The following is a 26,370-nucleotide window of genomic DNA, read 5'->3' as shown; positions in this document are numbered from 1 at the left end:
AGGCGAGGTCACAGCGGCAGGGCGCCGGTCAGCAGGGCGGCGGCGGTCATCACGAGCGTGGTGCCGAAGGCCCAGCGGAAGATGAACCGCTGGTGCTCGCCGAGTTGTACGCCGCTCATGCCGAGCAGGATGAAGGTGGCGGCGGTGAGCGGGCTGAGCGGGAAGCCGGTGGTCATCTGGCCGAGGACGGCGGCGCGGGCGACCTCGGCCGGGTCGGTGCCGAAGGAGTCGGCGGTGCCGGCCAGCACCGGGAGGATGCCGAAGTAGTAGGCGTCGGGGGTGAAGACGAGGCTCAGCGGCATGCTGGTGACCGCGACCAGCAGCGGCAGATGGCCGCCGAGGCTGTCGGGGATCACCTCGACCATGGCCTGGGCCATCTTCTCGATCATTCCGGTGCCGGTGAGGATGCCGGTGAACACCCCCGCGGCGAAGATCATGGTGGTGACCAGCACCACGCTGTTGCCGTGCTTCTCCAGCAGGGCCTGCTGCTCCTCCCAGCCGGGGTGGTTGACCAGCAGCGCGATCACGAAGGCGAGGACGAACAGCACGGGCAGCGGCATGACCTCCAGCACCAGGCAGGTCAGCAGGGTGAGGGTGAGCACGAGGTTGAAGACCGTCAGCGCGGTGCCGGCCCGCGCGGCCACCCGGGGCGTACCGGGGCCGTCGCCGACCGCCACCTCGTCCGCCTCGTCCCGCGCGGCGGGGATCTCGCCGAGCCGGCGGCGCTCACGGCGGCCGATGAGATACGCGGCCAGCAGCACCCAGGCGATGCCCGCGGCGAGGGCGGGCAGCAGCGGGGTGATCACATCCGAGGTGTCCAGCTTGAGCGCGGCGGCCGCCCGCGCGGTGGGGCCGCCCCACGGCACCATGTTCATCACGCCCGCGCCGAGGGCGACCACCCCGGCGAGGACCAGCCGGCTCATGCCCAGGCGCTGGTAGACGGGCAGCATGGCGGAGATGGTGATGAGGAAGGTCGACGCGCCGTCCCCGTCGAGCGCCACACAGATCGTCAGGGCGGCGGTGCCGACGGTGATGCGCAGCGGGTCTCTGCGGGCGATCCGCAGAATCCCGCGGATCAGCGGTTCGAACAGGCCAGCGTCGACCATCAGGCTGAAGTAGAGCACCGCGAAGGCGATCATGATGCCGGTGGGCGCGACCTTGGACAGCCCGTCCAGGGCCATCGGGCCCAGATCGTCCCCGTATCCGCCGATGACCGCGGCGACCACCGGGGTGAGGACGAGGGCGACCAGCACCGAGACCCGTTTGGTCATGGTGAGCAGCAGGAAGCCGCCGATCGTGCAGAAGCCCAGTGCTGCCAGCATGGTCCGCTCGCTTTCTCTTACCTCGGACGCGTTGCCGATGAGTTTCCGAGCGCCGAAAGATCCGCGTCCAGCATCGAACACAGATCTGTCCATGCGTTTAGCGCAACAGTTCCCCCGCGCGCCTGCCGCGTCTACTCTCCCGCTTCATGATGGACGTCACTTTGCGCCAGCTCGCGGCCTACGCCGCGGTGGCGCGCGCCGCGAGCTTCACCGCCGCGGCGGCCGAGATGCATGTGTCCCAGTCCTCGCTGAGCCGCGCCGTCGCCGACCTGGAGCGCACCCTCGGCATGCGGCTGCTGGAGCGCGACACCCGCAATGTGGAGCTGACCCCGGCCGGGTCCGAGGCGCTGCGGATAGCGGACCAGATCCTGTCCGCGCACCGGGCGGGCCTGGCACAGCTGGGGCGCTATGTCTCCGGTGAGCGCGGCACGGTGGCGCTGTCGACCCTCCCCTCGGTGGCGGCCGTGCTGCTGCCTCCGGTGATCTCCGCCTTCCGAGCGCGGCGCCCGGAGGTGACCGTACGGCTGCTGGACGGTCTTGAACGCCCGGTGCTCGAGCGGGTCGTGGACGGCGACGCGGACTTCGCGGTGTCCACCGTGGCCCGGCGCACGGCCGGAATACGGCTGCGCCCGCTGGTCCGTGACCGTTTCGACGCCGTGCTCCCCGAGCACCACCCGCTCGCCGAGCGGTCCGAGGTGAGCTGGGAGGACCTGGGCCGCGAGCCGTTCCTGGCGGTGGGCGCGGACTCCAGCGTGCGCCGGATGACGGACGCGGCCTTCGCCCAGGCGGGCCTGTCGGCGGACCCGGCGGCGGAGGCGTCGAGCGTGGCGACGGTGGGCGGGCTGGTCGCGGCGGGGCTCGGGGTGTCGGCGATGCCCGCCCTGGTGCATCCGCTGGTGCCGCCGGGGAAGCTGGTGCGGCGTCCGCTGGTGGAGCCGGTGGTGGAGCGGCGGCTGCATGTGGTGCTTCCGGCGCGGCGGGCGCTGCCGCCGGGGGCCCGCCGTTTCCTGGAGCAGCTGGAGGAGTTCCGTGACGCGGGCCATGGGCTCCCCGAGGGGGTCTTCTGGGAGGACGGCGAGGCGCGCTGACGCAAAACTATTGTGAGATCCGCATGAATTGATGACCGTTCATTGCTGGACCCGCATATGGCCGACCCCGCAGCCTGACCCGTATGGACCGTATGAGCAACGACAGCCGCGCCTCGTGGGAACAGCGAGGACAGCAGGGGCAGCAGGGGCAGCTGACCGGCTTGAAGGTGGTGGAGTTCGCCCACGTCGTCGCGGGCCCGCTCGCCGGGGCGATGCTCGCCGACCAGGGGGCCGACGTGGTGCATGTGGAGCCCCCGGGCGCGGGTGACGCGGCCCGCGCCATGGGGCCGCGGCGCGACGGCGTGCCGCTGTGGTTCAAGGTCGCGGGCCGCAACAAGCGCTCCGTCACCCTGGATCTGCACCACGAGGAGGGGCGGCGGATCGCCCATGACCTCATCGCCTGGGCCGATGTGGTGATCGTGACCCTGCGCGCGGGGCGGCTGCGCGCCTGGGGCCTTGACTGGGAGGCCGTGCACGCGGTCAACCCCAAGGCGATCCTGCTGCAGATCTCCGGCTTCGGCGCGACCTCCTCCCGGGCCGACGCCCCGGGGTTCGGCAAGATGGGCGAGGCCCGCAGCGGGGTGGTGCATTTGACCGGGTTCCCGGACGGGCCGCCCGTGCACACCGGGTTCTCGCACGGGGACGCGGTCACCGGCCTGATGGGCGCGTTCGCCATCCTGGCCGCGCTGCACCGCCGCGACACCGATCCGCACTTCGACGGCGAGTGGATCGACCTGGCCCTCTTCGAGCCGCTGTTCCGGCTGGTGGAGTGGCAGATCATCGCGTACGACCAGCTCGGCGCGGCTCCGGAGCGGGCCGGCAACCAGCTGGCCGTCGCGCCCGCCGCCGTCATCAACACCTACCGCAGCGGCGACGGCGACTGGCTGACGGTCACCTCGGCCACCACCCGCTCGGTGCTCAACGTGGTGCGGCTGCTGGGCCTTGACGAGGAGGAGTACGCGACCGTGGAGGCGCAGCACGCCGGGCGGGAGCGGCTGGATCACGCGCTGCGCGCGTGGGTGGCGCAGCGCCCGGCGGACGAGTGCCTGGCGGCCTTCGAGCGCGCCGAGGTGGTGGCCTCCCGGGTGTTCAGTGCGGCGGACATCGTCGCCGACCCGGTCTACGCCGAGCGCGAGGACATCGTCACCGTCGAGGACCCGGACCTCGGCCCGGTCCGGATGCAGGCCGCGCTGCCGCACTTCCGCCGCAACCCCGGCGCGGTGTGGCGCACCGGCCCGGCGCTGGGCGCGGACAACGGCCTGGTGTACGGGCAGTGGCTGGGCATCGACGAGGAGCGGCTGGCGAAGCTGGAGGGCCAAGGTGTCATCTGACCTCGACGGCGGGGAGGGCCGGCGCGAGCCGCTGCGCTCGCTGCTCTTCGTCCCCGGCAACCGGACCGAGTGGCTGGCCAAGGCCGAGGCGGCCGGCGCCGACGCGGCGATCCTCGACCTGGAGGACGCGGTGCCCCAGGGCGCGAAGGACGCGGCGCGCGAGGCGGTGGCCGAGGCCGTCGAGGGGGTGGCGCTAAGGCCGGGGCCGATGCGGCTGCTCGTACGGATCAACCCGCTGGACCGGGGGGCGGGCTGGGCGGGCGCCGAGGACCTGCGCGCGGTGGCCGGGCCGGGGCTGTACGGCGTGGTGCTGCCGAAGGTGGACCGCGCCGACGACGTACGGGTCGCCGACCGGCTGCTGGCCTGGTGCGAGCGCGAGGCGGGGCTGCCCGAGGGGCGGATCGCGCTGGTGCCGCTGCTGGAGACGGCGCGCGGGCTGCGCGAGGCGTACGACATCGGGCGGGCCGCCCGCCGGGTGGCGCACCTGGGCGCGCTGACGGCCCCGGGCGGGGACGTCGAGCGCGCGGTCGGCTACCGCTGGAGCCCGGGCGGCGAGGAGACCCACCCGCTGCGCGCCCGGGTGCTGCTGGACGCGCGCGCCGCGGGCAGCCCGCATCCGGTGGCCGGGCTGTGGGCGGATGTCGCCGATCTCGCGGGGCTTCGGGGTTTCGCGGAGCAGAACCGGGCGCTGGGGTACGAGGGGATGACGGTGATCCACCCGTCCCATGTGGCGGTGGTCAATGAGGTGTTCTCGCCGGGCGCCGAGGAGCTGGCGCGGTGTGAGCGGCTGGTGGCGGCGGTGACGGCGGCCCAGGCGCGGGGCGAGGGCGCGGTGCTGTTCGAGGGGCGGATGGTGGACGAGGCGATGGCCGCGACGGCGCGCCGCACCCTCGCCCGGCGGACATGACGGCCTGACCGGCCGTCACGGGCCGGTCACTCCCACCCGTCCAGCCCCTTGACGCACCCGAGTAACGTGGCTAGACAAATTGGGAGCGCTCCCAGACCCCCCACCGAGCCGAGGAGGAACGGCCGTGCGGAGAAAGAGGCTTCTGAGGACACTCCTGGCGATCCCGGCGCTGACCCTGGCCCTGACCGCGATGCGGCCGCTGGGCCCCGCGCCGGACACCGCTTCCGCCACTGACCCCGCGGCCGCCACCGCCGCGGCCTCCGCGCCGGTGCGCATCATGCCGCTGGGCGACTCGATCACCGGCTCGCCCGGATGCTGGCGGGCGGCGCTCTGGAACAAGCTGCAGAGCACCGGCTACACCTCCGTCGACTTCGTCGGGACGCTCGGCCCGCAGGGCTGCGGGGTGCCGTACGACGGCGACAACGAGGGCCACGGCGGCTTCCTGGCGACGGCCGTGGCCCAGCAGAACCAGCTGCCCGGCTGGCGCTCCGCCACCCGTCCGGACATCGTTGTCATGCACTTCGGCACCAACGACGTCTGGAGCAATACCGCCCCGGACCGGATCCTGGCCGCCTACGGCACGCTCAAGATAGCCGCGCGCTGGTACCCCGCGCTCACCAGGCTGCTGACACCCGGTCGGACGGACCGGACCCCGAGCACCCCCGGGAGCCGGTGATGCGCGGCCCCACCCGCACCGGCGCCGCGCTCGGCGCCGTCGCCGCCGTTCTGATGTCCGTCCTGGCCCTCGCCCCGACCGCCCACGCGGCCACCGGATTACATGTCAGCAACGGCCGTCTGGTCGAGGGGAACGGCAGCGACTTCGTGATGCGCGGCGTCAACCACGCCCACACCTGGTACGCGTCCAGGACCGCCAAGGCCCTGTCCGACATCAAGGCCCTGAAGGCCAACACGGTCCGCGTGGTGCTGAGCACCGGGGACCGCTGGACGAAGAACGACACGGCCGATGTAGCCAACGTCGTCGCGCAGTGCAAGCAGAACCGGCCGACGGCAACCCGGACGAGGACGCGATCATGGCGACCGCGCAGTCGCTCGGGATCGGCTATTTGGGCTGGTCCTGGAGCGGCAACAGCGGTGGGGTCGAATACCTCGACATGACCACCACCTTCGACCCGGCCGCCCTCACCAGCTGGGGCCGGCGGATATTCAAGGGTGCCAACGGCATCGGCGCCACGGCCAAGGAAGCCACGGTCCACCGCTCCTGACCCGACCCGACCCCCGACCCCCGACACCCGGTGTCCGGCACGCGCGTGGCCGGACACCGGCCGCGACAGAAAGGTCCGCCATGCCCGCTCGCCCCCGTCCGCGCGGCGCCCGCGGCGCCGCAGCACTGCTGGCCGGCGCGCTGCTGCTGATCGCCGCCCCAGCCGCCCCAGCCGCCCCCGCCGCCCCCGGCGGGGCGCGCACCGGCGCCACCCCCCTGGCCGCGCCCTCGGCGGTCCAGGTCAACCAGCTGGGCTATCTGCCCTCCGGCCCCAAGCGCGCCACCGTCGTCACCACCGCCACCACCGCGCTGCCCTGGCAGCTGCGCAACGACACGGGCGCGGTGGCCGCCTCGGGCACCACCACCGTGCGCGGCGCCGACGCCGCCTCGGGCGACGCCACGCACCTGGTGGACTTCTCCTCGTACCAGGGCACGGGTACCGGTTACACGCTCACCGTGGACGGCCGGACGAGCCACCCCTTCGACATCCGCGCGGATCTGTACGACGGGCTGCGCGCGGACACGATGTCCTTCTTCTACCAGCAGCGCAGCGGAATTCCGATCGAGGCGTCGCTGGCGGGGGCGGCGTACGCCCGGCCCGCCGGACACCTCGGCGTCGCGCCGAACAAGGGGGACACCAACGTGCCGTGCCAGACCGGGGTGTGCGACTACGCCCGGGATGTCCGCGGCGGCTGGTACGACGCCGGTGACCAGGGCAAGTACGTGGTCAACGGCGGCATCGCGGTGTGGCAGACGGTGAACTCCTTCGAGCGCGCCAAGCGCTCGGGGCACCAGGCGGCGCTCGGGGACGCCACGCTGCGGGTGCCCGAGCGCGGCAACGGCGTGCCCGATGTGCTGGACGAGGCCCGCTGGGAGCTGGAGTTCCTGATGCGGATGCAGATCCCGGAGGGCAAGCCGCGGGCGGGCATGGCCTTCCACAAGATCCACGACGCGCAGTGGACCGGTCTGCCCACCCGGCCCGAGCAGGACTCCCAGCCGCGCGAGCTGCACTCCCCGTCGACCGCGGCGACGCTCAACCTGGCGGCGGTGGCGGCCCAGTGCGCCCGGGTGTTCGCGCCGTACGACAAGGCCTTCGCCGCCCGCTGTCTGTCCTCCGCCCGCCGCGCCTGGACCGCGGCGAAGGCCAACCCGAGCGTGCTCGCGCCGGATTCGGACTCCACCGGTGGCGGGGCGTACGGGGACACGCGGGTCGGCGACGAGTTCTACTGGGCGGCGGCCGAGCTGTACGCGACCACCGGGGAGAGCGCGTACCGGGACGCCGTCACCTCCTCGCCCTTCCACACCTCGGCCGACGCGTTCACCCCGCTCGGCTTCGCCTGGCCGGACACCGCGGCCCTTGGCCGGATCACCCTGGCCACCGTGGCGAACGGGCTGGCCGCCGGCGACCGGGCCCGGGTCCGTGCCTCGGTGGTCTCGGCCGCCGACGGCTATCTGGCCGCCATGGCGGGCCAGGGCTATGCGGTGCCGCTGCCGGTGGACGGCTATGTGTGGGGTTCCAACGGCCAGGTGGCCAACAACGCGAGCGTGATCGCCGTCGCGTACGAGCTGACCGGGCAGCGGCGCTACCGCGACGGGGCCCTGGAGGCGCTGGACTATCTGCTCGGCCGCAACGCGCTGGGCCAGTCCTATGTGTCCGGCTACGGCGAGCAGGCGTCCCACAACCAGCACCACCGCTTCTGGGCCCACCAGGCGGACGCCTCGCTGCCCAACCCGCCCGCCGGGTCGCTCGCGGGCGGCCCGGACTCGGCCCTGCAGGACCCGGTGGCGCAGGAGAAGCTGCCGGGGTGTGCCGCGGCCAAGTGCTACATCGACGACATCGGCTCGTACTCGACCAATGAGGTGGCGATCAACTGGAACGCCCCGCTGGCCTGGCTGGTCGCGTTCGCCGCGGAGCGCTGAGCGGGCTGAGTGGGCTGAATGGGCTGAGTGGCCTGAGCGGGGGCCGGGAGCCCCCGCTCAGGGGATGACCTCCCGGCACGCCGCCCAGTGCACGTTGCCCATGTTCGGCTGCAGCAGCTCCGAGAGCTGGGTCTCCCTCGTCACCGTCCTCGGATTGCCCATGATCGTCAGACCGTCGGGCGGGAAGAGCGAGTAGTTCAGGACCCGTTGGCCCGGTTCGACGACCTCGGCGGGGAACAGCGGCCGGGTGCCGAGCTCGATCAGGTTGCCCATGTCCACGCTGAGGGTCTCGCCGTGGTGGACGTACAGGAGGAGTCTCGTTCCCTTCGGGACCGTGATCAGGTCCTCTTCGCCCGGACGGAGGGATTCCGACCAGATGGCGCCGTGGCCGCTGAGAACGGTCTCGCCGTCCGGCCGCCCACCCGGCCGCGAACCGGGCGTACACGGGCACAGCCCCAGCGGGTCGACCCAGGCGTGCGGGTTCGCCACGTACGCGACGGGGTTGGGCGCGGCGGCCAGGCCGAGCGGGTCGGGGCTGGTGTAGCGGGCGGTCTCCGGGTCGTAGTAGCGGAACAGGTTGTAGTGGAGCCCGGTTTCGGGGTCGTGGTACTGGCCGGGGAAGCGCAGTGGCGTCTGCGCCTCCTCGGCCGCCGCGGGGCCGGTCGCGCCCCACAGGGTGGCGTGGTGGCGCGCGACGATGTCGCCGTTCTCGTCGAGGAGTTCGCTGGGGGTGCCCACCAGGTCGGTGACGATGCCGAAGAATCTGCGGTCGATCTCCCGGCGGCCCATCTCGTCGGTGACGCGCTCGGTCTGCGCGACCGGGCTGAGCCCGTGGTGGTCCCAGGTCAGGGTGGTCGGCTCGGGCCGGGCCTGTCCGGTGGTGGTCTGCTCGACGAGCGTGGAGCCGTCCCAGACGAAGTCCACGCGCTCGACGACGGTCTCGCCGTCGGCGGCGAGCCGCTGCTTGGCGGTGCGCCGGCCCAGCGGGTCGTACAGATAGCGCCAGACGGTGCCGTCGGGGGTGGTGACGGAGGTCAGCCGGTCCTCCGCGTCCCATGTGTACCGCCAGGTGTCCGGCTTGCGCGACAGCCGGGTGCGCTGTTTCAGGGTGATCCGGCCCGCCGCGTCGTACGCGTAGCGGACGCGTCCCGCGCGGGTGACGCGGGTGCCGGTGTATGTGCGGGGGCCGGTGGCGTCGGAGTGCGATGCGAAGGGCGCGGGCCAGGAGGCGTAGGTCTGGTTGCCCGCCTCGTCGTACGCGTAGCTCTCGCCGCGCCCGCCGGGGGCGTGGACGGCCGTGACCCGGCCCGCCGGGTCGAGCTCGAAGCCGTGGGCGCCGCGCAGGTGGTCCTCGACCCCGGTCAGATGGCCGTCGGCGCGGTAGGTGTACACCCGGCGCTGTACGGTGGCGCCTTCGGCGGCCGGGGGGTGGCCGGCGAGGGTCTGCTCGGTCAGGCGGCCGGCCGGGTCCCAGATCTGCGCGAGGGTGGCGCCGGCGCCGATGCGGCGGGAGGTCTCGCGGCCGGCCTCGTCGTACGCGGAGGCGATGGTGTGGCCGCCGGCCTTCAGGGTGGTGCGGTGGCCCGCGGCGTCGTACGCGAAGGAGGACAGCGCGCCGGAGGGGGTGACGCGGCGGACGGGCCGGCCGAGCGCGTCGTAGGTGTGCGCCAGGACCCGCCCGCCGGACAGCTCCGACTTGACCCGGCCCATCAGGTCGCGGTGGAAGGCGAGCCCAGCGTCCGGGCCCGCGGCTGACGCCAGTCGGCCGGCCGGGTCCCAGTCGAAGGTGGTGACCCGGCCGTCCGCCTCCTTGCGCACGATCCGGCCCATGGGGTCCCGGGTGAGGTGGACGGTCTGGCCCAGGGGGTTGGTGCGGGAGACGAGCCGGCCGGCGGCGTCGTACCGGTAGCTGGAGGTACGGCCGTCGAAGTCGGTCTCGCTCAGCGGGCGGCCCGCCGGGTCGTACGCACAGGTCCAGGTGAGGCCCTGGGGGTCGGTCACCCGGGTCAGCCGCAGCCGGGTGTCGTAGGTGTACTCGACGCGGGCGCCGTCGGGCCCGGTGCGGGCGGCCATCAGGTCGAAGTGGGTGTACTCGTACGAGGTGGTCCGGCCGAGCGCGTCGGTGTGCGCGACGCAGTTGCCCTCGCCGTCGTAGGCCCAGGTCTGCCGGGCGCCGCCCGGGTCGGTGTGCGCGGCGAGCCTGCCCTCGACGGTCCACTCCAGGCGGGTGGTGGCGCCGAGCGGGTCGGTGACGGCGGTCGGGCGGCCGAAGGCGTCGCGGTGGTAGGTGGTGGTGGCGCCCAGCGGGTCGGTGATCTCCAGTGGCAGGCCCGCCGCGTCGCAGCGGATTCGGGTGGTCCCGCCGAGGGGGTCGATCACCGAGGTCAGGGCACCGCGCTCGTCGTAGGTGTAGCGGGTGGTGTGGCCGGCGGGGTCCGTGGTGGCGGTGCGGTTTCCGCGCTCGTCGTAGCTGTGGCGCCACACGGTCCCGTCGGCGTCGGTGAACTCCACCGGCAGCCCCAGCCGGTTGCGGGCGATGCCGCGGGTGTGGCCGTCCGGTGTGGTCAGCCGGGTCAGGCGGCCGGCCTCGTCGTACGCGTAGCGGGTGGTGTGCCCGAGCGCGTCGGTGTGGGCCAGCGGGTGGCCGTGGCGGTCGTGCCTGGTGCGGACGGTGTTGCCGAGCGGGTCGGTGACGGCGACGATCCGGCAGCGGTCGTCGACCAGGTAGCGGGTGGTGTGTCCCTCGGGGGTGCGGACCGTGGTGACGCGGTGGCCGGTGTCCGGGTCGACGCCGTCGCCGGCGCCGGCGCCGTCGTAGTCGATGACCAGCGACACATGGCCTTCGGTGCCGCCTTCGGAGACGACGCGGTGGCGGTCGTCGTAGACGTACTCGTAGCGTCGGTGGTTGGTGTCGGTCCAGGCGATGACCCGGTGGTCGCTGTCGTACTCGAAGCGCAGCGGGAGGCCGGCGGAGCCGGTGACCTCGGTCAGGTCGCCGTCGGTGTAGCCGTAGCGGACCAGTTCGGTCCCGCCCAGGCGCAGGGCGGTGATCCGGCCGCCCTCGGTGGCGTACGTCAGGTGGTAGCCGCCGTCGTGGACGATGCCCGTGGGGGTGCCGTCGGTGTCGTAGGTGAAGGTGAGGCGTTGGCCGTTGCGGTCGGAGATCTCGGCCAGCGGCGCCTCGCCGTCCCCGCCGGGTCCCACGCCCACCGGTCCCGTGTAGCGCCGGACGTGGCCGGTGTCCGGGTCGGTGACGGTGTAGTCGCCGCCGGGGGTGCGCTCCAGCGGCCACCGGGGGCCCAGTTCGGGCAGGGTCGGCACACCGGGGGCGGGGTGCGGGTAGGACAGCAGCAGTCCGTCGGCGCCGACGAGGACGACGCCCCGGGCAAGGATCTCCAGCCGCTGATCGGCCGTGCTGGACCAGGAGGGGCCGAACCAGCGCCCGGCGCGGTAGCCGGACTCGGTCCTGCGGGAGAACACCAGCGGCAGCAGGCCGGGCAGGGACACATCGGTCTGCGGCAGGTACATCCTGCCGGTGGCGAGGTCCACCGGGTCGGTGTGGCCGGTGGTCTTGGCGTGGTCCGGCACGCTGTGCGGCGCGGCGCCGTCCTTCTCGAGCTGTGCGTGGCCGCCGAACTTCCACTTCCAGCTGCTGGGCTTCCAGCCCCTGCCCGGCGCCCGCTCGGCGAGTTTGGCGAGGTCCTTGCCCGCGGTGGCGAGCGACCGGACCCCGCCGAGGCCCTTGGTGCCGATCAGTTCGGGCACCAGCCGCCCCAGGCCCTCCGCGGGGTCCTTCTGGAAGGAGTCCCACATGGCCTTCAGCGCCGTGTCCGGGTCGTTGGCCATCCGGAGCAGGCCGGCGGCGGTGTCGTTGAGGCGGGTGGCGTATTCGGCGGGGTGGGTGAGGTTGTAGGGGTCCAGGGCGTTCATGGAGCGGACGAAGCCCACCAGCCCGGCCGTGCCCTTGACGACGCCGCCGACGAAGTGGCTCCCGTCCAGCCGCAGCCCGTCCACCCCGTCCGCCGCCCGCCGCAGGTACGAGGGTGTGCGCGGGGCCTTGTCGCGCGCCGCCGCCACCGCACGCTGGGCGGTGAGGTGTGCGGTGTTCCGCTGCCGCCGCGCCTCGCCGAGGATGTCCTGGGCCGCCTCCATGTCGGCGCTGCCCGGGTCGTTTCCGGCGGACGCCCCGGCGGGGTGGGCCGGCGCCCCGGCGGGGTGGGCGGCGCGGGCCGCCTCGGAGGCCTGCCTGCCCCTGCGGTAGGTGCGGACGGCCTCGTCGGCCTGCTTCTGGGCCCACTCCACCGTCTCGGCGAACTCGCGCAGCGCCGCGGCCGCTTTCCCGCAGGCGTCGGCCGCGACGTACCACTTCTTCGGCTCGGCGGACACCCGCCGGGTGAAGGCCGCGGCGGACTGTCCCTTCAGGGCGTCGAGGGCGGCGGGGCCGACCCCTTGGAGCCCCTTGCCGACGTCGTTGAAGGCGTTCTCGAAGGTGGTCAGGTGGTCGGCCGTGGCCCGCAGCTTGTCGGGGCTGCCGTGGACGAGCCGCTTGGGGTCCTCGGTCTGGTCGAGCCGCATCTCCTCGACGTCCGCGCCCAGCGCGTCCGCGGCCGAGTCGGTCGTACGCCGGACCCAGCCGGCCCCGTCGGACCAGCCCATGTCGTCCAGCCGGTCGGCGGTGAAGTCGCCCGCCCCGTCGACGGCCTCGCCGAGGTTCTCCACCTGGTCCTCGACGAAGCGCTGCACCGGGTCAGGTATGAAATCCCCGAGTCCCACCGCGTGTACCCCCGTACGTGTGCTGGTGCCGCAGTGAGCCTACTTGCGCCGCGGGCCACCGAGAGCGTCCAGGCCACGGGTTTGAGCAGGTTCTGAGGAAGCGGGTACGCGGCCGGGCCCCCTTTTTCGAGGCTCGGTTCTCCCCCGGCTACCGCTGGGAGGTGCCCCCGCCGGGGCGCTACAGCCCCCTGTCGACGGTCGACCACGCGGCGGTAGCCGGCTGCAGTCGATCTGCGGCTCCGCCGCGCGGCGATCGCAGCCTCGGCCACTCGTACCTCGCGGCCTCCGCGCGCTCTCCCTTTCACAGCGACATCAGCGCCTCCGGCGCGGGCGGCCGCCTCCCTTCGGCTCACCGGCCCGTGGGGCGGTTTCCCCGCGGGCCGGTGAGGGGGTGTTCGCCCGGTGTGCGGGGATTGCCCGCTCCCCCGTCCCCCGCTCTTCGGTGCTCAGCGGGGCAGCTGCGCCTCGATCGCCGCGACGACCTCCGTCGCCTCCGGCTCGGTCCGCGGCCGGAACCTGGCCACGACCTCGCCGCGCGGCGAGAGGAGGAACTTCTCGAAGTTCCACTGGACGTCGCCCGCCTCGCCCGCCTCGTCCGCGGTCTTCGTCAGCTCGGCGTACAGCGGATGCCGCCCCTCGCCGTTGACCTCGATCTTCTCCATGAGCGGGAAGGAGACCCCATAGGTGGTGGAGCAGAAGGTCTGGATCTCCTCGCTGCTCCCGGGCTCCTGGCCGGCGAACTGGTTGCAGGGGAAGCCCAGCACGGTGAAACCGCGCTCGGCGTAGCGCTGCTGCAGCCGCTCCAGGCCCTCGTACTGCGGGGTCAGCCCGCATTTGGAGGCCACGTTGACCAGCAGCAACGCCGTGTCCTGATGCGCGCCGAGGGTGGTGGGCTCACCGGACAGGGTGCGCAGGGGGATGTCGTACAGACTCATCGGTGCAACTCGCCTTCGTCGTTCCGTCGGTGCATGGCAAATCTATGCGCTGCCGTCGGCGCTCTGCCGTTACGCTCGGTGGTCCGGGGTCTTGGGGCGCGAGAGCTCGCCAGGGGGATGTGTGTCACGGGACGAGGAATCCGTCGTCGGCAGGCTGCTCATCGTGGAATACGAGCAGGTGAAGGAAGAACAGCGGGCGCGCATCGGGTTCCGGGACAATCTGCTCTACGCCACGCTGGCCTCCATGGCGGCCATCATCACCTTCTCGCTGCAGGGCGGCGGCCGGCCCGAACTGCTTCTGCTGCTGCCCCCGGCCTCGGTGCTGCTGGGCTGGACCTATCTGGTCAACGACGAGAAGATCTCGGCCATCGGCCGCTACATACGCCAGGACCTGGACCCACGGCTGGCCGCGCTCGTCCCCGAGCGGGCCCGGGTCTTCGGCTGGGAGACGGCCCACCGCGACGACCGCCGCCGGATCTCCAGGAAGCGGCTGCAGCTCGCGGCCGACCTGCTGCTCTTCGCCGTGGCGCCGGTCGCCGCCCTGACCGTCTACTGGAGCTGCGGCCCGGCCGACGCGCCGCTCGTCGCGATCTCGGTGGCCGAAACCCTGCTGATCGCGGTGTTGACGGTGCAGATCGTGCTGTACGCGGATCTGCACCGTCCCTGACACCATGGGACCGCTCGGGCCGGACATGCGCGACCTAGGGGGACAAGGTGTGGTCTGACGGGAACGGGGGGCCGGCGGGCAGCGCCGGGCGGGCGGAGGTGGTCATCCTCACCGCGCTCGAGGTGGAGTACCGGGCCGTGCGGGCGCATCTGGAGGAGCTGCGCACCGTGGCGGCGGAGCGGGGGTCCCTGTTCGAGGTGGGCGTCTTCCGCGAGGGCCACCCCGGCACCTCGGTCGCGATCCATATGACGGGCCCGGGAAATCCGGGCGCCGCGGCCCTGGTGGAGCGGGCCTCGGCGCTCTTCGCCCCGCGGACGCTGCTGTTCGTCGGGGTGGCGGGCGGCCGCAAGGACGTGGGCCTGGGGGATGTGGTGGCCGCGGAGGCGGTGTACGACTACGAGACCGGCAAGGACACCGAGGACGCCTTCCTGCCCCGCCAGAAGACCCATCAGTCGGCATATGACCTGGTCCAGCTGGCCAGGATGGTCGCCGCCGGGGACGAGTGGCAGCGGGGGATCCGCCCCGCCCGGAGCGGCGGAAACGTGCCGCGCCCGAGGGCCCATGTCAAACCGATCGCGGCGGGCGGCCGGGTGGTGGCGCACCAGCGCTCGGAGGTGGGCCGCCGGCTGACGGCGGGCGCGGGCGACGCGGTGGCCGTGGACATGGAGGGTTTCGGCTTCCTGGCCGGCGCGTATGTCAACCGGCACGTCGACGCCCTGGTGATCCGCGGGATCTCCGATCTGCTCGCCGACAAGGACGAGGCGCACGACGAGCACTGGCAGCCCGTCGCCTCCCGGCACGCGGCGGCGTTCGCCTTCGAACTCCTCCGCCGGCTGCCCGCGGCGACGGCGACCGGCCCGGCGGCCGCGACCGGCCCGGCGACGGCTACGGTGACGGCGACCGGAAACGCGGCAACTCCCCCGGCCCGCCCCGCCACCGCGCCCCGCAAGCTGACGATCCGTGAACTGGGCGCGCTCACCGACCTGTTGCTGACCGTCCCCGGGCTGACGTCCCCGGCCAGCTGGCAGCAGCTGCTGGACGAGCTGCCGGGCGTCGGCACGGCGGTGGCCCGGCAGTCGGCGAGCCGGCCCGAGGCTCTGTCCCTGCTGCGCACCTGCGAGGCGTACGGCGCATGGGCCCAGCTGGCGGACGTCCTCACGGTCATCGCGCCGGACGCCCCGGCCACGGCGGAGCTGATCGCCCGGCTGAAGCTGCTCGGCCTCGGCTGACCGCGGCGCACCCCGCTGACCTGCCGCGGAGCCGGCCGGCGTGGTGTGACGGGCGCGACTTACGCGTCTCACGGGGTGTCAGGTGAGGAGTTCCGGGCATACAAGTTGTCCGGAGTCCGGGCCGGGCGCGGACCGCCTGTGGCAGGGTTCCGGAGAAGATCACCGGCGGCGGGGACCGGTGATGGGGGCGCGGGAGGTCTTGCATGGCGGCCACGGGGGAAGGCGGCCTGAAATCGGTCAACCATCTCGTCACGGCGCTGAGGGAGTTCCGGGTCCTGATCGATCCGGACTCCCGCGCGCTGTGTCTGGAACTGGTCGCCCGGGAGCTGGACGCGGCGCTGCCCGTCCGCAGCCACCGGGTGACCGACTATTTCCTGGTGGAGCTGGCCCAGGAGTGCCTGGACAACGAGCGGGTCATGCGGGCGCTGCGCGAATCCCTCGCGATCCTGGCGCCGGCGGACGCGACCGCCATGACACAGCTCGATTCGGTGATGGAGCAGATGACGGCGCGTCCGGCGCTGCGCCCTGACGCCACCGAGCGGCTGCGCTCGCTGCTTGAGGGGCTCGAGGTCGCGCATCTGGCGCGGCTGTGCCGGGGCGCGGCCGGGCCGCTGCAGGAGGTGCCGCCGGTCACCGGCCCGTGGCACGCGTTCGAGACCCTGAGCCGGATGAACGCGCGGCCGGACGGCCTGCCGCCCAGCCTGGCCCTGGTGGAGTACCTGGCCGCGTCCGCCCGGCCGCTGGAGCTGGCCGACCGGCTGCGGGGCTGGGCGGACGAGCAGGCGCGCGGGCTGTCGCTGACCTCGGCGCTGAGGTCGCTGCGTCAGCAGGTGGGGCACGCCGCACCGGCCGAGCCGATCGACGCCTATCTGGTGATCCAGCTGCTGCCGCAGGACGAGCCCGGCCGGTACGAGCTCTCCTCGTGGCACGCCTACGACCCGACGGGCTGGTATCCGGTCCGCGGCCCGGCCAGCAAGGTCACGGCCGCCACGGCCGAGCGCGCCGTACAGGATCTGGTGCACGAGGCCGTGGTGGAGTGGGAGGACGCCCACTGCGTCCACCTGGAGTTCGTGCTGAGCGCCGAGGACCTCCATCTGCCGGTGCACATGTGGCGCGACGAGCTGGACAGCGACTTCGCCACCCCGCTGTGCTCCAGCTACTCGGTGGTCGTACGGAGCCTGGAGCGCAGCCAGAAACGGCACTGGTACCGCCCCTGGAAGAAGCGGTGGCAGACCTTCAGCTCCCAGCCGGAGCGGTCCCGGCAGCTGGTCGTGGACGGGCCGGATCCGGACAGTCCGCGCTCGGGTGACCCGAGCGCCCTGGTGGCCCGGCTCAACGCCGATCAGCATGTGTTCGCCCTGGTGCTGAACGCGCCGCCGGGCACGAGCCAGGAGGGGAACCGGCAGGCCTCGGCGGCGTGGCGGGCGGGCATCCCCGTCGTCATTTGGGACCGGCGGCATCCCCGGGACCCGTACCTGGTCCATCAGTTGAGACAAAAACCCGTCGAGGCCAACGGGGACCTGGCACGGCTCCGCGAAGCCGTGAAAGAGTTGCGGTTGGAGGCCCAGGGGAGGACCGGCTCCGCGGAGCGGGAACGGCACCTTGGGCAACATGTCATGCTCGTTTGGGACGACCCGACCCGTCCCGTGGGGACGCAAGGGCGAGTGGCGGGGCCGGACGAGGGGGTGGGCAGTCGATGACCGACGCAGGGCCTACGAAGCGGCACAACGGACACGCGGGCGGTGATCCGGGCCCCATGTCCGGCGTCGGCCCGGCGTCGTCGGGCATCCCCCGCCCCTGGTGGATCTACCAGGGCACCGGACGCCCCTTACACGACGTCAGCCTGGAAGAGATCCTTCCGCCGCCTCCTCCGTGGCGGACGTTCAACGGCGTCTCCGCGGGCCCCGCGGACGGCATCGAGGCCGAAGCGCGGGAGCCTTCAAACGAGGTATTACAGAACGGGGCAGACGATGCGCCGACCGAGCCGCCCGCCCCGCCCGAGGACGCGCAGGACGCCGCCCGGCGGCTGGGCGCAGCCCCCCTCGGCATGCGGTCGGACCCGGAAGAGGCCGATGTCGTCAACGCGGCGCTGATTTTGCGCCGTCCCCTTCTGGTGACGGGCCGCCCCGGGACGGGCAAGTCCACGCTGGCGTACCGCATCAGCAGGGAGCTGGGGCTCGGCCGCGTCCTGCGCTGGCCGGTCACCACCCGCACCACCCTGCGGTCGGGTCTGTACGAGTACGACGCGGTCGGCCGCGTACACGCCGCGGCGGCCGGGCAGGCGGCGGATCCGGAGCACCACGAGCCCGGCCCCGAGGACATCGGGGGCTTTCTCCAACTCGGCCCGCTGGGCACGGCGATGCTGCCGCATCGGCTGCCCCGCGTGCTGCTCATCGACGAATTCGACAAAAGCGATATCGACCTTCCCAATGACCTCCTCGACATCTTCGAGGCGGGCGAATACGCCATTCCCGAACTGGTGCGCATCCGCAGCCGCACCCCCGCCGTCCGGGTGCTCACCGACGACCCCGACCGCAGCGCCGTCATCGCGGCCGGGCGGGTACGCTGCCGCGCGTTTCCGATCGTCGTCATCACCAGCAATGACGAGCGGGAATTCCCGCCCGCTTTTCTGCGCCGCTGTCTGCAGCTGCGGCTGCCCGACCCGGATGCCGACCGGCTCGCCGCCATCGTGGCCGCGCACCTCGGCCGGGCGGACGACCCGCGCGCCCTGGAACTCATCCAGATGTTCCTCGAACGCAGCCGCCTCGAAGGCGGTCTCGCGGCCGACCAGTTGCTCAACGCGGTGTATCTGGTGACGTCTCAGGCCCATCGCCCGGGTCCCGAGTGGGAGGAGCTACTGCACGCCGTCTGGCACCGGCTGGATGCAGCAGGCCCGACATGACACAGGACCCAGGCGCCAGGTCCTCCCGGCACGGCCGGCCGGACCTCGACTGGCAGCAGCTCGCCGACGCGTTATGGCTCACGATCTGCAGCGCGGAGACCGACCGCGAGGCCGGCCGCCCCGCCCCCGCCCCGCCCTCCCCCGCGCCCCCCGCGCAGGAGCCGCCCCACGCCCCGGACCCGCCGCGGAGTTCTCCCGCGGACGCCGAGGACGGGGAGCCGGAGCCCGAGGGCGACCTGGTCCTGTCCGCACCGCGCCCCGTGGAGCTCGTCGGCGTCCCGGCCCGGTCCGGCGAAACCCCGCGGCAGGCGATCGCCGCCGATGTCGTCACCCCCGCCCCCCGGCCGGCCGCCGTCTCCCGGCCGACCGCCGAGCGCGCCCTGTCCCGGGCGCTGCGGCCGCTGCGCCGCACCGCGCCCTCGCCGGTCGAGGTCGAGATCGACGAGGAGACCACGGCCGAGCGGGCGGCGCGCGACGGGCTGTGGCTGCCCAGCTGCGTACCGGTGCGGGAGCGCTGGATGGACATGGTCCTGGTCGTGGACAGCAGCAGCTCCATGGTGGTGTGGCGGCAGACGGTCGGCCAACTGGTGACCGTGCTCGAGCGCACCGGCGCGTTCCGTACGGTCCGTGTGCAGCGGATCAACTTCGACCATCCGCTCCCCGCGGACCCGGCGGGCCACCACGACGGGGCGATCCGGAGGCAGGGGAGACAAGGGAGACAGGGGGGACAGGGGGGTCGGGGCGGCGGGCGCTCGCCGGTGGACGGGATCGCGCCCCGCGGCAGACGGACCGTCCTGGTGCTGACCGACGGCATCGGCGCGGCGTGGGGCGACGAGACGGGCAAACGGGCGCTGGCGCGCTGGGCCCGGCACGCCACGGTCGCCGTCCTGCACACCCTGAACCAGGGCCGCTGGCATCACACGGGGCTGACGCCCGAGCGGGTGCGGGTGCGGGTGCCCGCGCCGGGCGCGCCCAACGGCGCCTGGCAGAGCGCCGACGGCGCCCCCTGGCCCGGCGGCGAGCCGCCGGTCCCGGTGCTGGAGCTCGAGGCACGCTGGCTGCACCGCTGGGCGCAGTTGGTGACCCGGCCGTCCACGCACGGCCGCCCCACGCTCGCGCTGCTGCCAGGGGTACCGGCCGAGCGCTGGGAGCGGGAGCCGGAACCCACCGCCCGGGACCGCGTCTTCCGTTTCCGCGCCACCGCGTCTCCGGGCGCCTTCAAGCTGGCCTCGCGGCTGGCGGCGGCGCCGTTGAACATTCCGGTGATGGAGTTCGTCCAGGGCATGCACGAGCCGCAGGGCAGCCCAGGCGACCTCGCCGAGATCCTGCTGGGCGGGCTGCTGCGCAAGGTCGGCGCGGCGGACCCGATGGACGAGACCGGGATCGGTTATGAGTTCCATCAGGGCGTACGTGAGTTACTGCTGTCGGCGGGGATGCGGGACGAGTCGCTGTACATCCTGCGCAGCGTCCTGGACCGGCTCGGCCGCCGCTGGAAGCCCCTGCACGTCCTGCGGGACGCGCTCAACCACCCCTCGCAGGCGCTGCCCGACCTTCCCGAGACCGAGCGGCTGCTGCCGTACATGCGGGTCCAGGAGCAGGTCTACCAGGCGCTCTCCGGCCCTTATCTGGAGGGCGCGCGCACCTTTCACGCGCGCGTGCTCGAGCATCAGGCGCTCGGCCGCCCGGGGGAACGCCGACGCAATCCAGTTGAAGACCCACCGAATGGGGAAAATCCCCCCAATGGGGGACGCTCGACCCCCGAGGCGGCTGCCGTGACTGACTCCTATTTGTCCCGATCCGACCGGTCCTCCGCGAAGGACGAATCACCCCCGTCGGCGCACGGCACGCCGGGCGCGGCGGGTGAGCACCAGAGAGGAAGTTTTGTGCCCGTGACCGCTGCCCGGTCCCTGCCCGCCGTGGAGGAGCGCCGCGCCGGGGATCCCCCGGCCATCTGGGGGAACGTCCCGCCCCGGAACAACAACTTCACCGGGCGACAAGCGTTGCTCGACACCTTGCACGAGCGTCTGAGCAGCGAGGGCACGGCCGCCGTGCTGCCGGAGGCCCTGCACGGGCTCGGCGGCGTGGGCAAGTCGCAGATCGCCCTGGAGTACGTGCACCAGCACGCCTCCGACTACGACGCGGTGTGGTGGATCCCGGCCGAGCGCCCCGAGCAGATCCGCCAGGCGCTGGTCCAGCTGGCCGACCGGCTCGGGCTGCAGGTCGGCCTCGAGTCGAACATCGCCGTGCCCAGCGTGCTGGAGGCGCTGCGCACCGGCCGCCCCTGCCGCGACTGGCTCCTGGTCTTCGACAACGCGGAAGAGCTGGAGACGGTACGCCCCTTCTTCCCCAGCGGCGGCCCCGGCCGCATCCTGGTGACCTCCCGCAACGCCCAGTGGTCCCGGGCCGCGCGCACGGTCGAGGTGGATGTCTTCGACCGGGAGGAGAGCATCGAGCTGCTGCGGCGCCGGGGCCCGGAGCTGCCGGACGACCAGGCCGACCGGGTGGCCGAGGCGCTGGGCGATCTGCCGCTGGCGATCGAGCAGGCGGCCGCATGGCTCACCGAGACCGGGATGCCGGTCGACGAGTATCTGCACGTCTTCGAGGACGAGCGGGCCGATGTCAGCACGCGGCGCGCCGAGTTGCTGGCCCAGGGCGTCCCGGTCGACTACCCCGAGCCGGTCGCCGCGGCCTGGAACATGTCGCTGCGCCGGCTCGCGGAGCACCATCCCGGAGCCCTGCAACTACTGCAGGTGTGCTCCTTCTTCGCTCCGGAGCCGATCTCGCGGCGGCTGTTCTCCGGCGTTCGAGGGGTCTCCCTCTCCCCCGAGCTCTCGGAGGTGCTGCAGGACCCGATCAAGCTCGGTCATGCGATCCGTGAGATCAATCGCTACGCGCTGATCAAAATCAATCACCGGAACAACACCATCGAAATGCACCGGCTGGTGCAGGCCGTGCTGATGGGCCAGATGTCGCCACAGCAGCAGGCCGACATGCGGCACAGCGCCCACGTCCTGCTCGCCTACGGCGACCCCAACGACGTCGCCCCCGTCAACTGGCCCCGCTACGCCGATCTGCTGTCCCATGTCCGCGCCTCCCGCGCCATGGAGTGCGACGACAAATGGGTGCGGCAGATGGCACGCAACCTGATCAGCTTCCTGTTCGTCTGGGGGGACCACCAGGGCGCCCGCGAATTCGGCAGCCAGGTGGTGGAGACCTGGCGCCAGACCCTGGGCGAGGACAGTCTGGAGACGCTGTCGGCCTCCCGGACCCTCGGCCACGCCCTGACCGCGCTCGGCCACTACGAGGAGGCCCGGGAGCTCAACGACCGGGTCCTGGAGCTGCTGCGCGCCCATCCGCAGGCGGGCGAGAACAACGAGGACACCATCGCGACCATGGGCGCGGTCGCCAACAGCGCCCGGCTGCGGGGGGATTTCGGCAGGTCTGTCGAGTTGGAGAAGGACCGGTGGACCAGGGCCCTCCGCGTCTTCGGTGAGGAGGACCCGTACACCCTGGCCGCCGCGAACGACTACGGTCTGGCGCTCCGCGCCGTCGGCGACTTCGCGCTCGCCCAGGAGATCCACCAGCCCGCCCGCGACACCGCGGCCCTCGTCCTCGGGGAGGACTCCCTCACCACGATCCTGCTCTCCACCCACCTCTCCAGCGACGCCCGCGGCATCGGCCAGTACCACGCCGCCCGCGCCATGCAGGAGGAGACCTTCGCCCTCGCGCTGCGCAGCGTGCCACCCAACGCGCCCACGTTCGTGGCCGCGATGCGCACCCTGGCCGTGGCCCGCCGCAAGGCGGGCGATCACGAGGGGGCGATCGAACTGACCCGGCAGGCCCTGGACAGCTACCGGCTGCGCTATATCGAGCCCAACCTCGACATCTCCACGGCGGAGATGAACCTCTCCATGGACCTGCGCCAGAACGCCGACCTGGCCGGCGCCCGGGACCTCGGCAGAAAGTCCCTGGAGGACCTGCGGGTCATCCTCGGCCCCCGGCACCCCTACACCTCGAGCGCGGCGACCAACCTGGCCGTCACGCTCAGGCTGCTGGGCGAGACGGAGGAGGCGCTGGCGCTCAACAAGGAGACGCTGCCGGTCTTCGTGGAGACGCTGGGGGCCGACCACCCCTCGACCCTCACCTGCGCCATCAACCTGGCCAGCGATCTGTACACGCTGGCGGACTACGAAGAGGCGCACAGCCTGGACACCGACACCCTGGCCGCCTGCCGGGAGCGGCTGGGCGAGGACCATCCCACCACGCTGGCCTGCGCGGTCAATCTCTCGGCTGACCTGCGCGCCCTGGGCGAGAGCCGGTCGGCCGAGGAACTGCACAACGACGCCCTGGAGCGCTTCCGCCGAGTGCTGGGCAACCAGCACCCGGCGACCATCGCGGCGGCTCGAGGCATCCGCGCGGACTGCGACCTGGAGGCGTACACGTTCTGACGCGAGGCCTCGGCGCTCAGCGGCGGGTCCCGATCCAGTGGGCGAGAGCCACCGGGTCGGGGCCGCCGCCGGCCGGGTCTCGCAGCGCCCGGTGCACCGCGAGCACGACTTCCGGGCAGTCCAGCAGCGCCTCCCTGGCCGGGCCAGGGGGCATGGCCAGGGCCAGCCCCGACCATGCCGGGAGGTCGTCAGGGCGCTCGGCGAGACGATCGCGGTAGCCGTCCAGCGCGGCCACGGTGTCCCCGGCGGCCCAGTCGAGGTCGGCCCTCAGCAGGGCGTCCGCACCGTCGAAGGGATGCTCCTCCGGCTTCTCCCGCAGCAGGGCGAAGCCGGCCGGGTCGCGCAGGCGCAGCCGCATGAGGTCCGGGCGCGCCGCCACCGCCGTCCGGGACGCACGCAGCGCGGTCGTGGGGAGGGTGTCCGGAGCGGGCCGGCCCAGCCGCCGGGCCCGCGCCCACTGCCCGGTCCGGCCGGGGTCCGGGTGCAGATGATGCAGTCGGTAGAGCAGCCGGTGATCGAGGTTGATGTCCTCGGCGGCGCGCAGCGGGCCCTCGGACACGGGCTCCGTGAACCACGCGGCCAGTCGGTCCTCGACCCCCCGCAGAAAGCGGTCGCCCAGGTCGGTGAGGTCCGCGTGGGTGCGCAGCGTCCGGAGCCCGTGGGAGGTCTGCGCGCGCCGTAGCGCGAACTCGAACTCCGCGACGGTCCGCGTGGTCTCGTCCGCTGCAACATGTCTGTAGGCCTGCCAGAACGCCGTGACGCCCAAGAAGGCGTACACGCCGTGCAGCAGGCCCCGCAGCGGGCGGGGATCCATGCGCCAAGGCGCGTAGTGGCTCTCCTCCGTGCCGCCGTGCATCAGGGGCACCAGGTCCAGCAGGGCGCTCAGTTTGACGTGCTGGGCCTCGTGGATCAGCGAGGCGGCCAGGGTGGCCGGATCGGTGGGAGGGTTCAGCAGGACGCAGCCGTAGGCCTCGGGTGACGACGCGCTGAAAGGTTCCGTCCGCGCGGGGTACCGCACGGGGACGACGGAGAGCAGACAGCCGGCGACACCGGCCGGATCCACATTGCTCTGCCCGGCGACGAGCGCCCAGGCGCTGTCGAAGTGTTCCTGCCACCGCCGCGCCTCCGGTTCGCTCAGCCGCGCCGGAGCGGTGGGGCGCAGAAAGTCCCGGTAGGGGTCGAGGTCGTCCAGGTAGGGCGAGCAGGGGTGGTCGGGGTGGCGGCCGTGCAGCCGTCTCAGGGGGTGCCAGCCCTTGGCGTCCAGGGTGAGGTCGGAAGGCAGCGGCACAGCGCGCGAGCCGGCCCGTACGGCTCGGCCGCCCGCGCCGTCGGCGACGATCTCGGCGACAGGGACATCACAGCCTGCGAGGTCGACGAAGCCCAGCGCCGGCAGCATCACCCCGCCGTCGCGGACCCCGACCGGGATCCTGAAGTCGATCCCCGCGAGGAGAGCCGCCGAAGCGGCCACGGTGTGCAGATAGCCGGTCTCCAGCCAGAGCGGGACCGCTGTTGTCTCTTGCTCTCCTTCCCCCACGATGCCGCGCAACCTGCGCAGACAGCGGCTGAGCCAGGCGCCGACCGGTGGGTGCAGCAGCAGCCGCTCCACGCTCAGCGGGCTGTGCCGCTCGGCCCTTATCACCAGCTCCCACGCCTCACATGGTGCGGGCAGCGGCCCCGGCACCTGGGGATGGCGGGAGGCGAACTCGGTCAACGCGCGTAGCAGGAGCATGAGGCGGCTGCGTTGGCCCGCCCGTAACTCGGCGATCGCCGCCGCTCCCCCACCGCCATGCGCCAGCTCCTCGAAGCACGCCGTGGACAGCCGGTGGTGGCGGCTCATCCGTGACCCGGAGAGCGGCTGCTTGCGTCCCAGGGTCGGGAGCAGGCAAGGAGGGTCGGCTGAACCGTCCGCCGGCATGGCCGCCTTTCTCGGTGGGGTGAATGCTGCCGCGCCACGCCGGGATCGCATCAACAGCCCGGTCCGTTCGCGGAGGAGGTCGAGGGTGTCGGCGGGGACTGTACGAGATCGAGCAACCGCTGGGTCGCGAGAGTGAACTCCTGGCTGTCGCCCAGTTCTTCGAGCGTCGTTCCCGACAGGTCCACCAACTCCGTCTCGACCCCGGTCGCCGCTCGCTCCATGACATCGTCCCCCTCTAGACGCTCCGCGCCGGCTCAGGCGAGGCCTCTTCACATGGTGACCCACCCGATAATGATTGCGGAAGGGCGGAAGGGGCCAGTGGGTGTCGGGCCCATCAAGATTTTCGGACACCCTTGGGCGTCATGTGGCCGCGCTTCCCGGCCAATTCATTTCCGGCGCGTCCGGTCGGGCGCGGGGCGGGGGACGGTGTTCCGCGCCCGGCCGCGGCGCTCCGGGTCAGGGCTGGGAACCGGGCTCGAGGGCGGTGACTTCGAATACGCCCCCGCAGACCTGGAAGGAGCGCGCCGACGTCTTCATGGAGCGGTAGGAGTCCGGCGGGTAGGCGCGAATTTCGGCCGCGGTCCGCCAACAGGGCTTGTCGGACAAGCCTTTGTTGAGGGTGTGCAGACTCGCGTGGGCGCTGTCGCCGGGTTTCAGGACGACCGTGGGCCGCGCCGGTCCCCGGCGGGTGGCGGGGTCACCGATAGCCGAGCCCGGGGCGTCCAGCAGGGAAACCCCGGGAAAGCCGGTCAGCGTGCAACTGGTCTCACCGGTATTGGTGAAGGCCAGGGGAACATAGACATTGCCCGCGCCGATATCCGCCCGGCCGGTCGAGAGTTTCAGCTGGCCCTTGGAGCAGATACGGCGCACGGTGGGCGGGGCCGCGGACGCGCCCTCGGTGGCGACGGACGGCTTGGCCGCGCTCGGCGCCTTCCCGGGGGTCGACGCCTCGGCGGAACGGCGCCCGGCGGTGCCCGGCTCGGCCGTGCCGGGCCGGGCACCGCTGGTGGCCGAGTGGGGCGCGTCGGCGGAGCCGGGCGGCGCCGGCGCCCCCGAGTCCTCCTCGGCTCCGCAGGCCGTGACAGCGGCCAGCGCGCCGATGAGCAGTGCGGATACGGATAAGACCGGCGGTCGGCGCCTCGCGGGCGTCCCGCCGTACCGCTGAGCCATGGGCAACCTCCTGTGGGTCGGGCATCTGGCGGCTCGTCAGCCGCCGCGCCGAGTGCCCCGACATTCCCCGTCCATTCCCCTTCGGCTCCTCTTCCCCCGTTCGGCGCCCTTATGTCTGCGACCGCATTAATCGCATAACAGGCGCAATTCGGCATTGCGGATTCCGCGCCACATTCACCCCATCCGGAATGTGGTGACGTGAATCACAGTTCACCGGGGGCCTGATCGATTTCCGGACACAGGCCCGTCGAGACCTTGTCGTGACCAAAACGATGTGTTTACTGTGCCGCACCCGGCGCATTCCATGCACGGGTCTCTCCCTCGCCGGAGCGCCGAGTCCTGCCGTGGCGGAGGAGTGACACGACGACCTGTCACGGCAGGAGCGGGGGAACCAGGTAGGCGCCGTGCCGCGCGATCGCGGGCGGGACGGCTAGGGGTGAAGTCGCGCCACGGTGCCGGGGGCACCGAGAAGGGCGCGGCCGGGCAGCTCCCGCCCGAACCCGACAGCTCACCTCGCAGGCGTCAGGAGAGGATGAGCTCA

Annotated in this window: 17 protein-coding genes and 1 riboswitch; of the genes, 11 read left to right on the top strand and 6 right to left on the bottom strand. The window is 72.8% G+C overall.

What is annotated here, in order from left to right; all coding sequences use genetic code 11:
* Nucleotides 1–8: 8 nt before the first annotated feature.
* Nucleotides 9–1,322 (bottom strand): citrate:proton symporter, encoded by a 1,314-nt coding sequence (locus ACFZDL_RS28585; protein ID WP_353591806.1) that lies wholly within the window; start codon nucleotides 1,320–1,322, stop codon nucleotides 9–11.
* A 149-nt stretch (nucleotides 1,323–1,471) separates the two neighbouring features.
* On the opposite strand from ACFZDL_RS28585, the gene ACFZDL_RS28580 reads away from it, so the two are divergent.
* From ACFZDL_RS28580 to ACFZDL_RS28555, 6 genes are all read left to right on the top strand, one after another.
* Nucleotides 1,472–2,410 (top strand): LysR substrate-binding domain-containing protein, encoded by a 939-nt coding sequence (locus ACFZDL_RS28580; RefSeq protein WP_353591918.1) that lies wholly within the window; start codon nucleotides 1,472–1,474, stop codon nucleotides 2,408–2,410.
* Nucleotides 2,411–2,493: 83 nt separating this feature from the next.
* Nucleotides 2,494–3,741 carry a CoA transferase gene (locus ACFZDL_RS28575; RefSeq protein ID WP_353591807.1) on the top strand — a complete coding sequence of 416 codons (1,248 nt, stop codon included), beginning with the start codon at nucleotides 2,494–2,496 and terminating at the stop codon, nucleotides 3,739–3,741.
* Nucleotides 3,731–4,648 carry a CoA ester lyase gene (locus tag ACFZDL_RS28570; RefSeq protein ID WP_353591808.1) on the top strand — a complete coding sequence of 306 codons (918 nt, stop codon included), beginning with the start codon at nucleotides 3,731–3,733 and terminating at the stop codon, nucleotides 4,646–4,648. The genes ACFZDL_RS28575 and ACFZDL_RS28570 overlap by 11 nt, the downstream gene beginning before the upstream one ends.
* A 124-nt stretch (nucleotides 4,649–4,772) precedes the next feature.
* Nucleotides 4,773–5,324 (top strand): GDSL-type esterase/lipase family protein, encoded by a 552-nt coding sequence (locus tag ACFZDL_RS28565; protein ID WP_391192767.1) that lies wholly within the window; start codon nucleotides 4,773–4,775, stop codon nucleotides 5,322–5,324.
* A complete protein-coding gene (locus ACFZDL_RS28560) occupies nucleotides 5,324–5,764 on the top strand; it encodes a hypothetical protein (RefSeq protein WP_391192764.1) in 441 nt (146 codons plus the stop codon). Before ACFZDL_RS28565 ends, ACFZDL_RS28560 begins: the two co-directional genes overlap by 1 nt.
* 187 nt (nucleotides 5,765–5,951) lie before the next feature.
* Complete coding sequence (locus ACFZDL_RS28555) at nucleotides 5,952–7,790, top strand: glycoside hydrolase family 9 protein (RefSeq protein ID WP_353591809.1); 1,839 nt, start codon at nucleotides 5,952–5,954, stop codon at nucleotides 7,788–7,790.
* A 57-nt stretch (nucleotides 7,791–7,847) separates the two neighbouring features.
* Here the strand turns inward: ACFZDL_RS28555 and ACFZDL_RS28550 are convergent, their stop codons facing one another.
* The gene (locus ACFZDL_RS28550; protein WP_391192760.1) at nucleotides 7,848–12,563 is read right to left on the bottom strand and encodes a putative T7SS-secreted protein; all 4,716 of its coding nucleotides are present in this window, start codon (nucleotides 12,561–12,563) and stop codon (nucleotides 7,848–7,850) included.
* 446 nt (nucleotides 12,564–13,009) lie between these two features.
* A complete protein-coding gene (locus ACFZDL_RS28545) occupies nucleotides 13,010–13,498 on the bottom strand; it encodes a glutathione peroxidase (RefSeq protein WP_353591811.1) in 489 nt (162 codons plus the stop codon).
* A 121-nt stretch (nucleotides 13,499–13,619) separates the two neighbouring features.
* Here ACFZDL_RS28545 and ACFZDL_RS28540 point away from each other — a divergent pair, with 121 nt between their 5' ends.
* The 5 genes from ACFZDL_RS28540 (at nucleotide 13,620) to fxsT (ending at nucleotide 22,744) form a co-directional block, all read left to right on the top strand.
* Nucleotides 13,620–14,165, top strand: a complete 546-nt coding sequence (locus ACFZDL_RS28540) for a hypothetical protein (RefSeq protein WP_353591812.1) — start codon at nucleotides 13,620–13,622, stop codon at nucleotides 14,163–14,165.
* A 47-nt stretch (nucleotides 14,166–14,212) separates the two neighbouring features.
* On the top strand, nucleotides 14,213–15,394 hold the full coding sequence (locus tag ACFZDL_RS28535; protein ID WP_353591813.1) for a hypothetical protein: 1,182 nt from the start codon (nucleotides 14,213–14,215) through the stop codon (nucleotides 15,392–15,394).
* Between the two features lie 203 nt (nucleotides 15,395–15,597).
* The gene (locus ACFZDL_RS28530; protein WP_353591814.1) at nucleotides 15,598–17,094 is read left to right on the top strand and encodes a hypothetical protein; all 1,497 of its coding nucleotides are present in this window, start codon (nucleotides 15,598–15,600) and stop codon (nucleotides 17,092–17,094) included.
* Nucleotides 17,091–18,296 (top strand): MoxR family ATPase, encoded by a 1,206-nt coding sequence (locus ACFZDL_RS28525; RefSeq protein ID WP_353591815.1) that lies wholly within the window; start codon nucleotides 17,091–17,093, stop codon nucleotides 18,294–18,296. Before ACFZDL_RS28530 ends, ACFZDL_RS28525 begins: the two co-directional genes overlap by 4 nt.
* On the top strand, nucleotides 18,293–22,744 hold the full coding sequence (fxsT, locus tag ACFZDL_RS28520; RefSeq protein WP_353591816.1) for an FxSxx-COOH system tetratricopeptide repeat protein: 4,452 nt from the start codon (nucleotides 18,293–18,295) through the stop codon (nucleotides 22,742–22,744). The genes ACFZDL_RS28525 and fxsT overlap by 4 nt, the downstream gene beginning before the upstream one ends.
* 16 nt (nucleotides 22,745–22,760) lie before the next feature.
* Here the strand turns inward: fxsT and ACFZDL_RS28515 are convergent, their stop codons facing one another.
* From ACFZDL_RS28515 to ACFZDL_RS28505, 3 genes are all read right to left on the bottom strand, one after another.
* Complete coding sequence (locus ACFZDL_RS28515; protein ID WP_353591817.1) at nucleotides 22,761–24,581, bottom strand: HEXXH motif domain-containing protein; 1,821 nt, start codon at nucleotides 24,579–24,581, stop codon at nucleotides 22,761–22,763.
* Nucleotides 24,582–24,709: 128 nt separating this feature from the next.
* On the bottom strand, nucleotides 24,710–24,880 hold the full coding sequence (locus ACFZDL_RS28510; protein ID WP_353591818.1) for a hypothetical protein: 171 nt from the start codon (nucleotides 24,878–24,880) through the stop codon (nucleotides 24,710–24,712).
* 235 nt (nucleotides 24,881–25,115) lie between these two features.
* The gene (locus ACFZDL_RS28505; RefSeq protein WP_353591819.1) at nucleotides 25,116–25,829 is read right to left on the bottom strand and encodes a DUF4232 domain-containing protein; all 714 of its coding nucleotides are present in this window, start codon (nucleotides 25,827–25,829) and stop codon (nucleotides 25,116–25,118) included.
* Between the two features lie 354 nt (nucleotides 25,830–26,183).
* Nucleotides 26,184–26,365: riboswitch (cyclic di-AMP (ydaO/yuaA leader) on the top strand.
* Nucleotides 26,366–26,370 lie beyond the last annotated feature (5 nt).

Origin of the sequence: Streptomyces sp. NPDC007917, assembly GCF_042959105.1 — a bacterium.
Lineage (GTDB): Bacteria > Actinomycetota > Actinomycetes > Streptomycetales > Streptomycetaceae > Streptomyces.
The sequence above is the reverse complement of the archived record's forward strand: the minus strand, read 5'-3'. Positions and strand labels throughout refer to the sequence as shown.

Excerpts from the sequence above, each read along its gene's own strand:
- ACFZDL_RS28580 (WP_353591918.1), top strand. The coding sequence starts at position 1,472 with ATGGACGTCACTTTGCGCCAGCTCGCGGCCTACGCCGCGGTGGCGCGC.
- ACFZDL_RS28555 (WP_353591809.1), top strand. The coding sequence starts at position 5,952 with ATGCCCGCTCGCCCCCGTCCGCGCGGCGCCCGCGGCGCCGCAGCACTG.
- ACFZDL_RS28560 (WP_391192764.1), top strand. The coding sequence starts at position 5,324 with ATGCGCGGCCCCACCCGCACCGGCGCCGCGCTCGGCGCCGTCGCCGCC.
- ACFZDL_RS28505 (WP_353591819.1), bottom strand. The coding sequence starts at position 25,829 with ATGGCTCAGCGGTACGGCGGGACGCCCGCGAGGCGCCGACCGCCGGTC.
- fxsT (WP_353591816.1), top strand. The coding sequence starts at position 18,293 with ATGACACAGGACCCAGGCGCCAGGTCCTCCCGGCACGGCCGGCCGGAC.
- ACFZDL_RS28545 (WP_353591811.1), bottom strand. The coding sequence starts at position 13,498 with ATGAGTCTGTACGACATCCCCCTGCGCACCCTGTCCGGTGAGCCCACC.
- ACFZDL_RS28575 (WP_353591807.1), top strand. The coding sequence starts at position 2,494 with ATGGACCGTATGAGCAACGACAGCCGCGCCTCGTGGGAACAGCGAGGA.
- ACFZDL_RS28530 (WP_353591814.1), top strand. The coding sequence starts at position 15,598 with ATGGCGGCCACGGGGGAAGGCGGCCTGAAATCGGTCAACCATCTCGTC.
- ACFZDL_RS28510 (WP_353591818.1), bottom strand. The coding sequence starts at position 24,880 with ATGGAGCGAGCGGCGACCGGGGTCGAGACGGAGTTGGTGGACCTGTCG.
- ACFZDL_RS28515 (WP_353591817.1), bottom strand. The coding sequence starts at position 24,581 with ATGAGCCGCCACCACCGGCTGTCCACGGCGTGCTTCGAGGAGCTGGCG.
- ACFZDL_RS28585 (WP_353591806.1), bottom strand. The coding sequence starts at position 1,322 with ATGCTGGCAGCACTGGGCTTCTGCACGATCGGCGGCTTCCTGCTGCTC.
- ACFZDL_RS28525 (WP_353591815.1), top strand. The coding sequence starts at position 17,091 with ATGACCGACGCAGGGCCTACGAAGCGGCACAACGGACACGCGGGCGGT.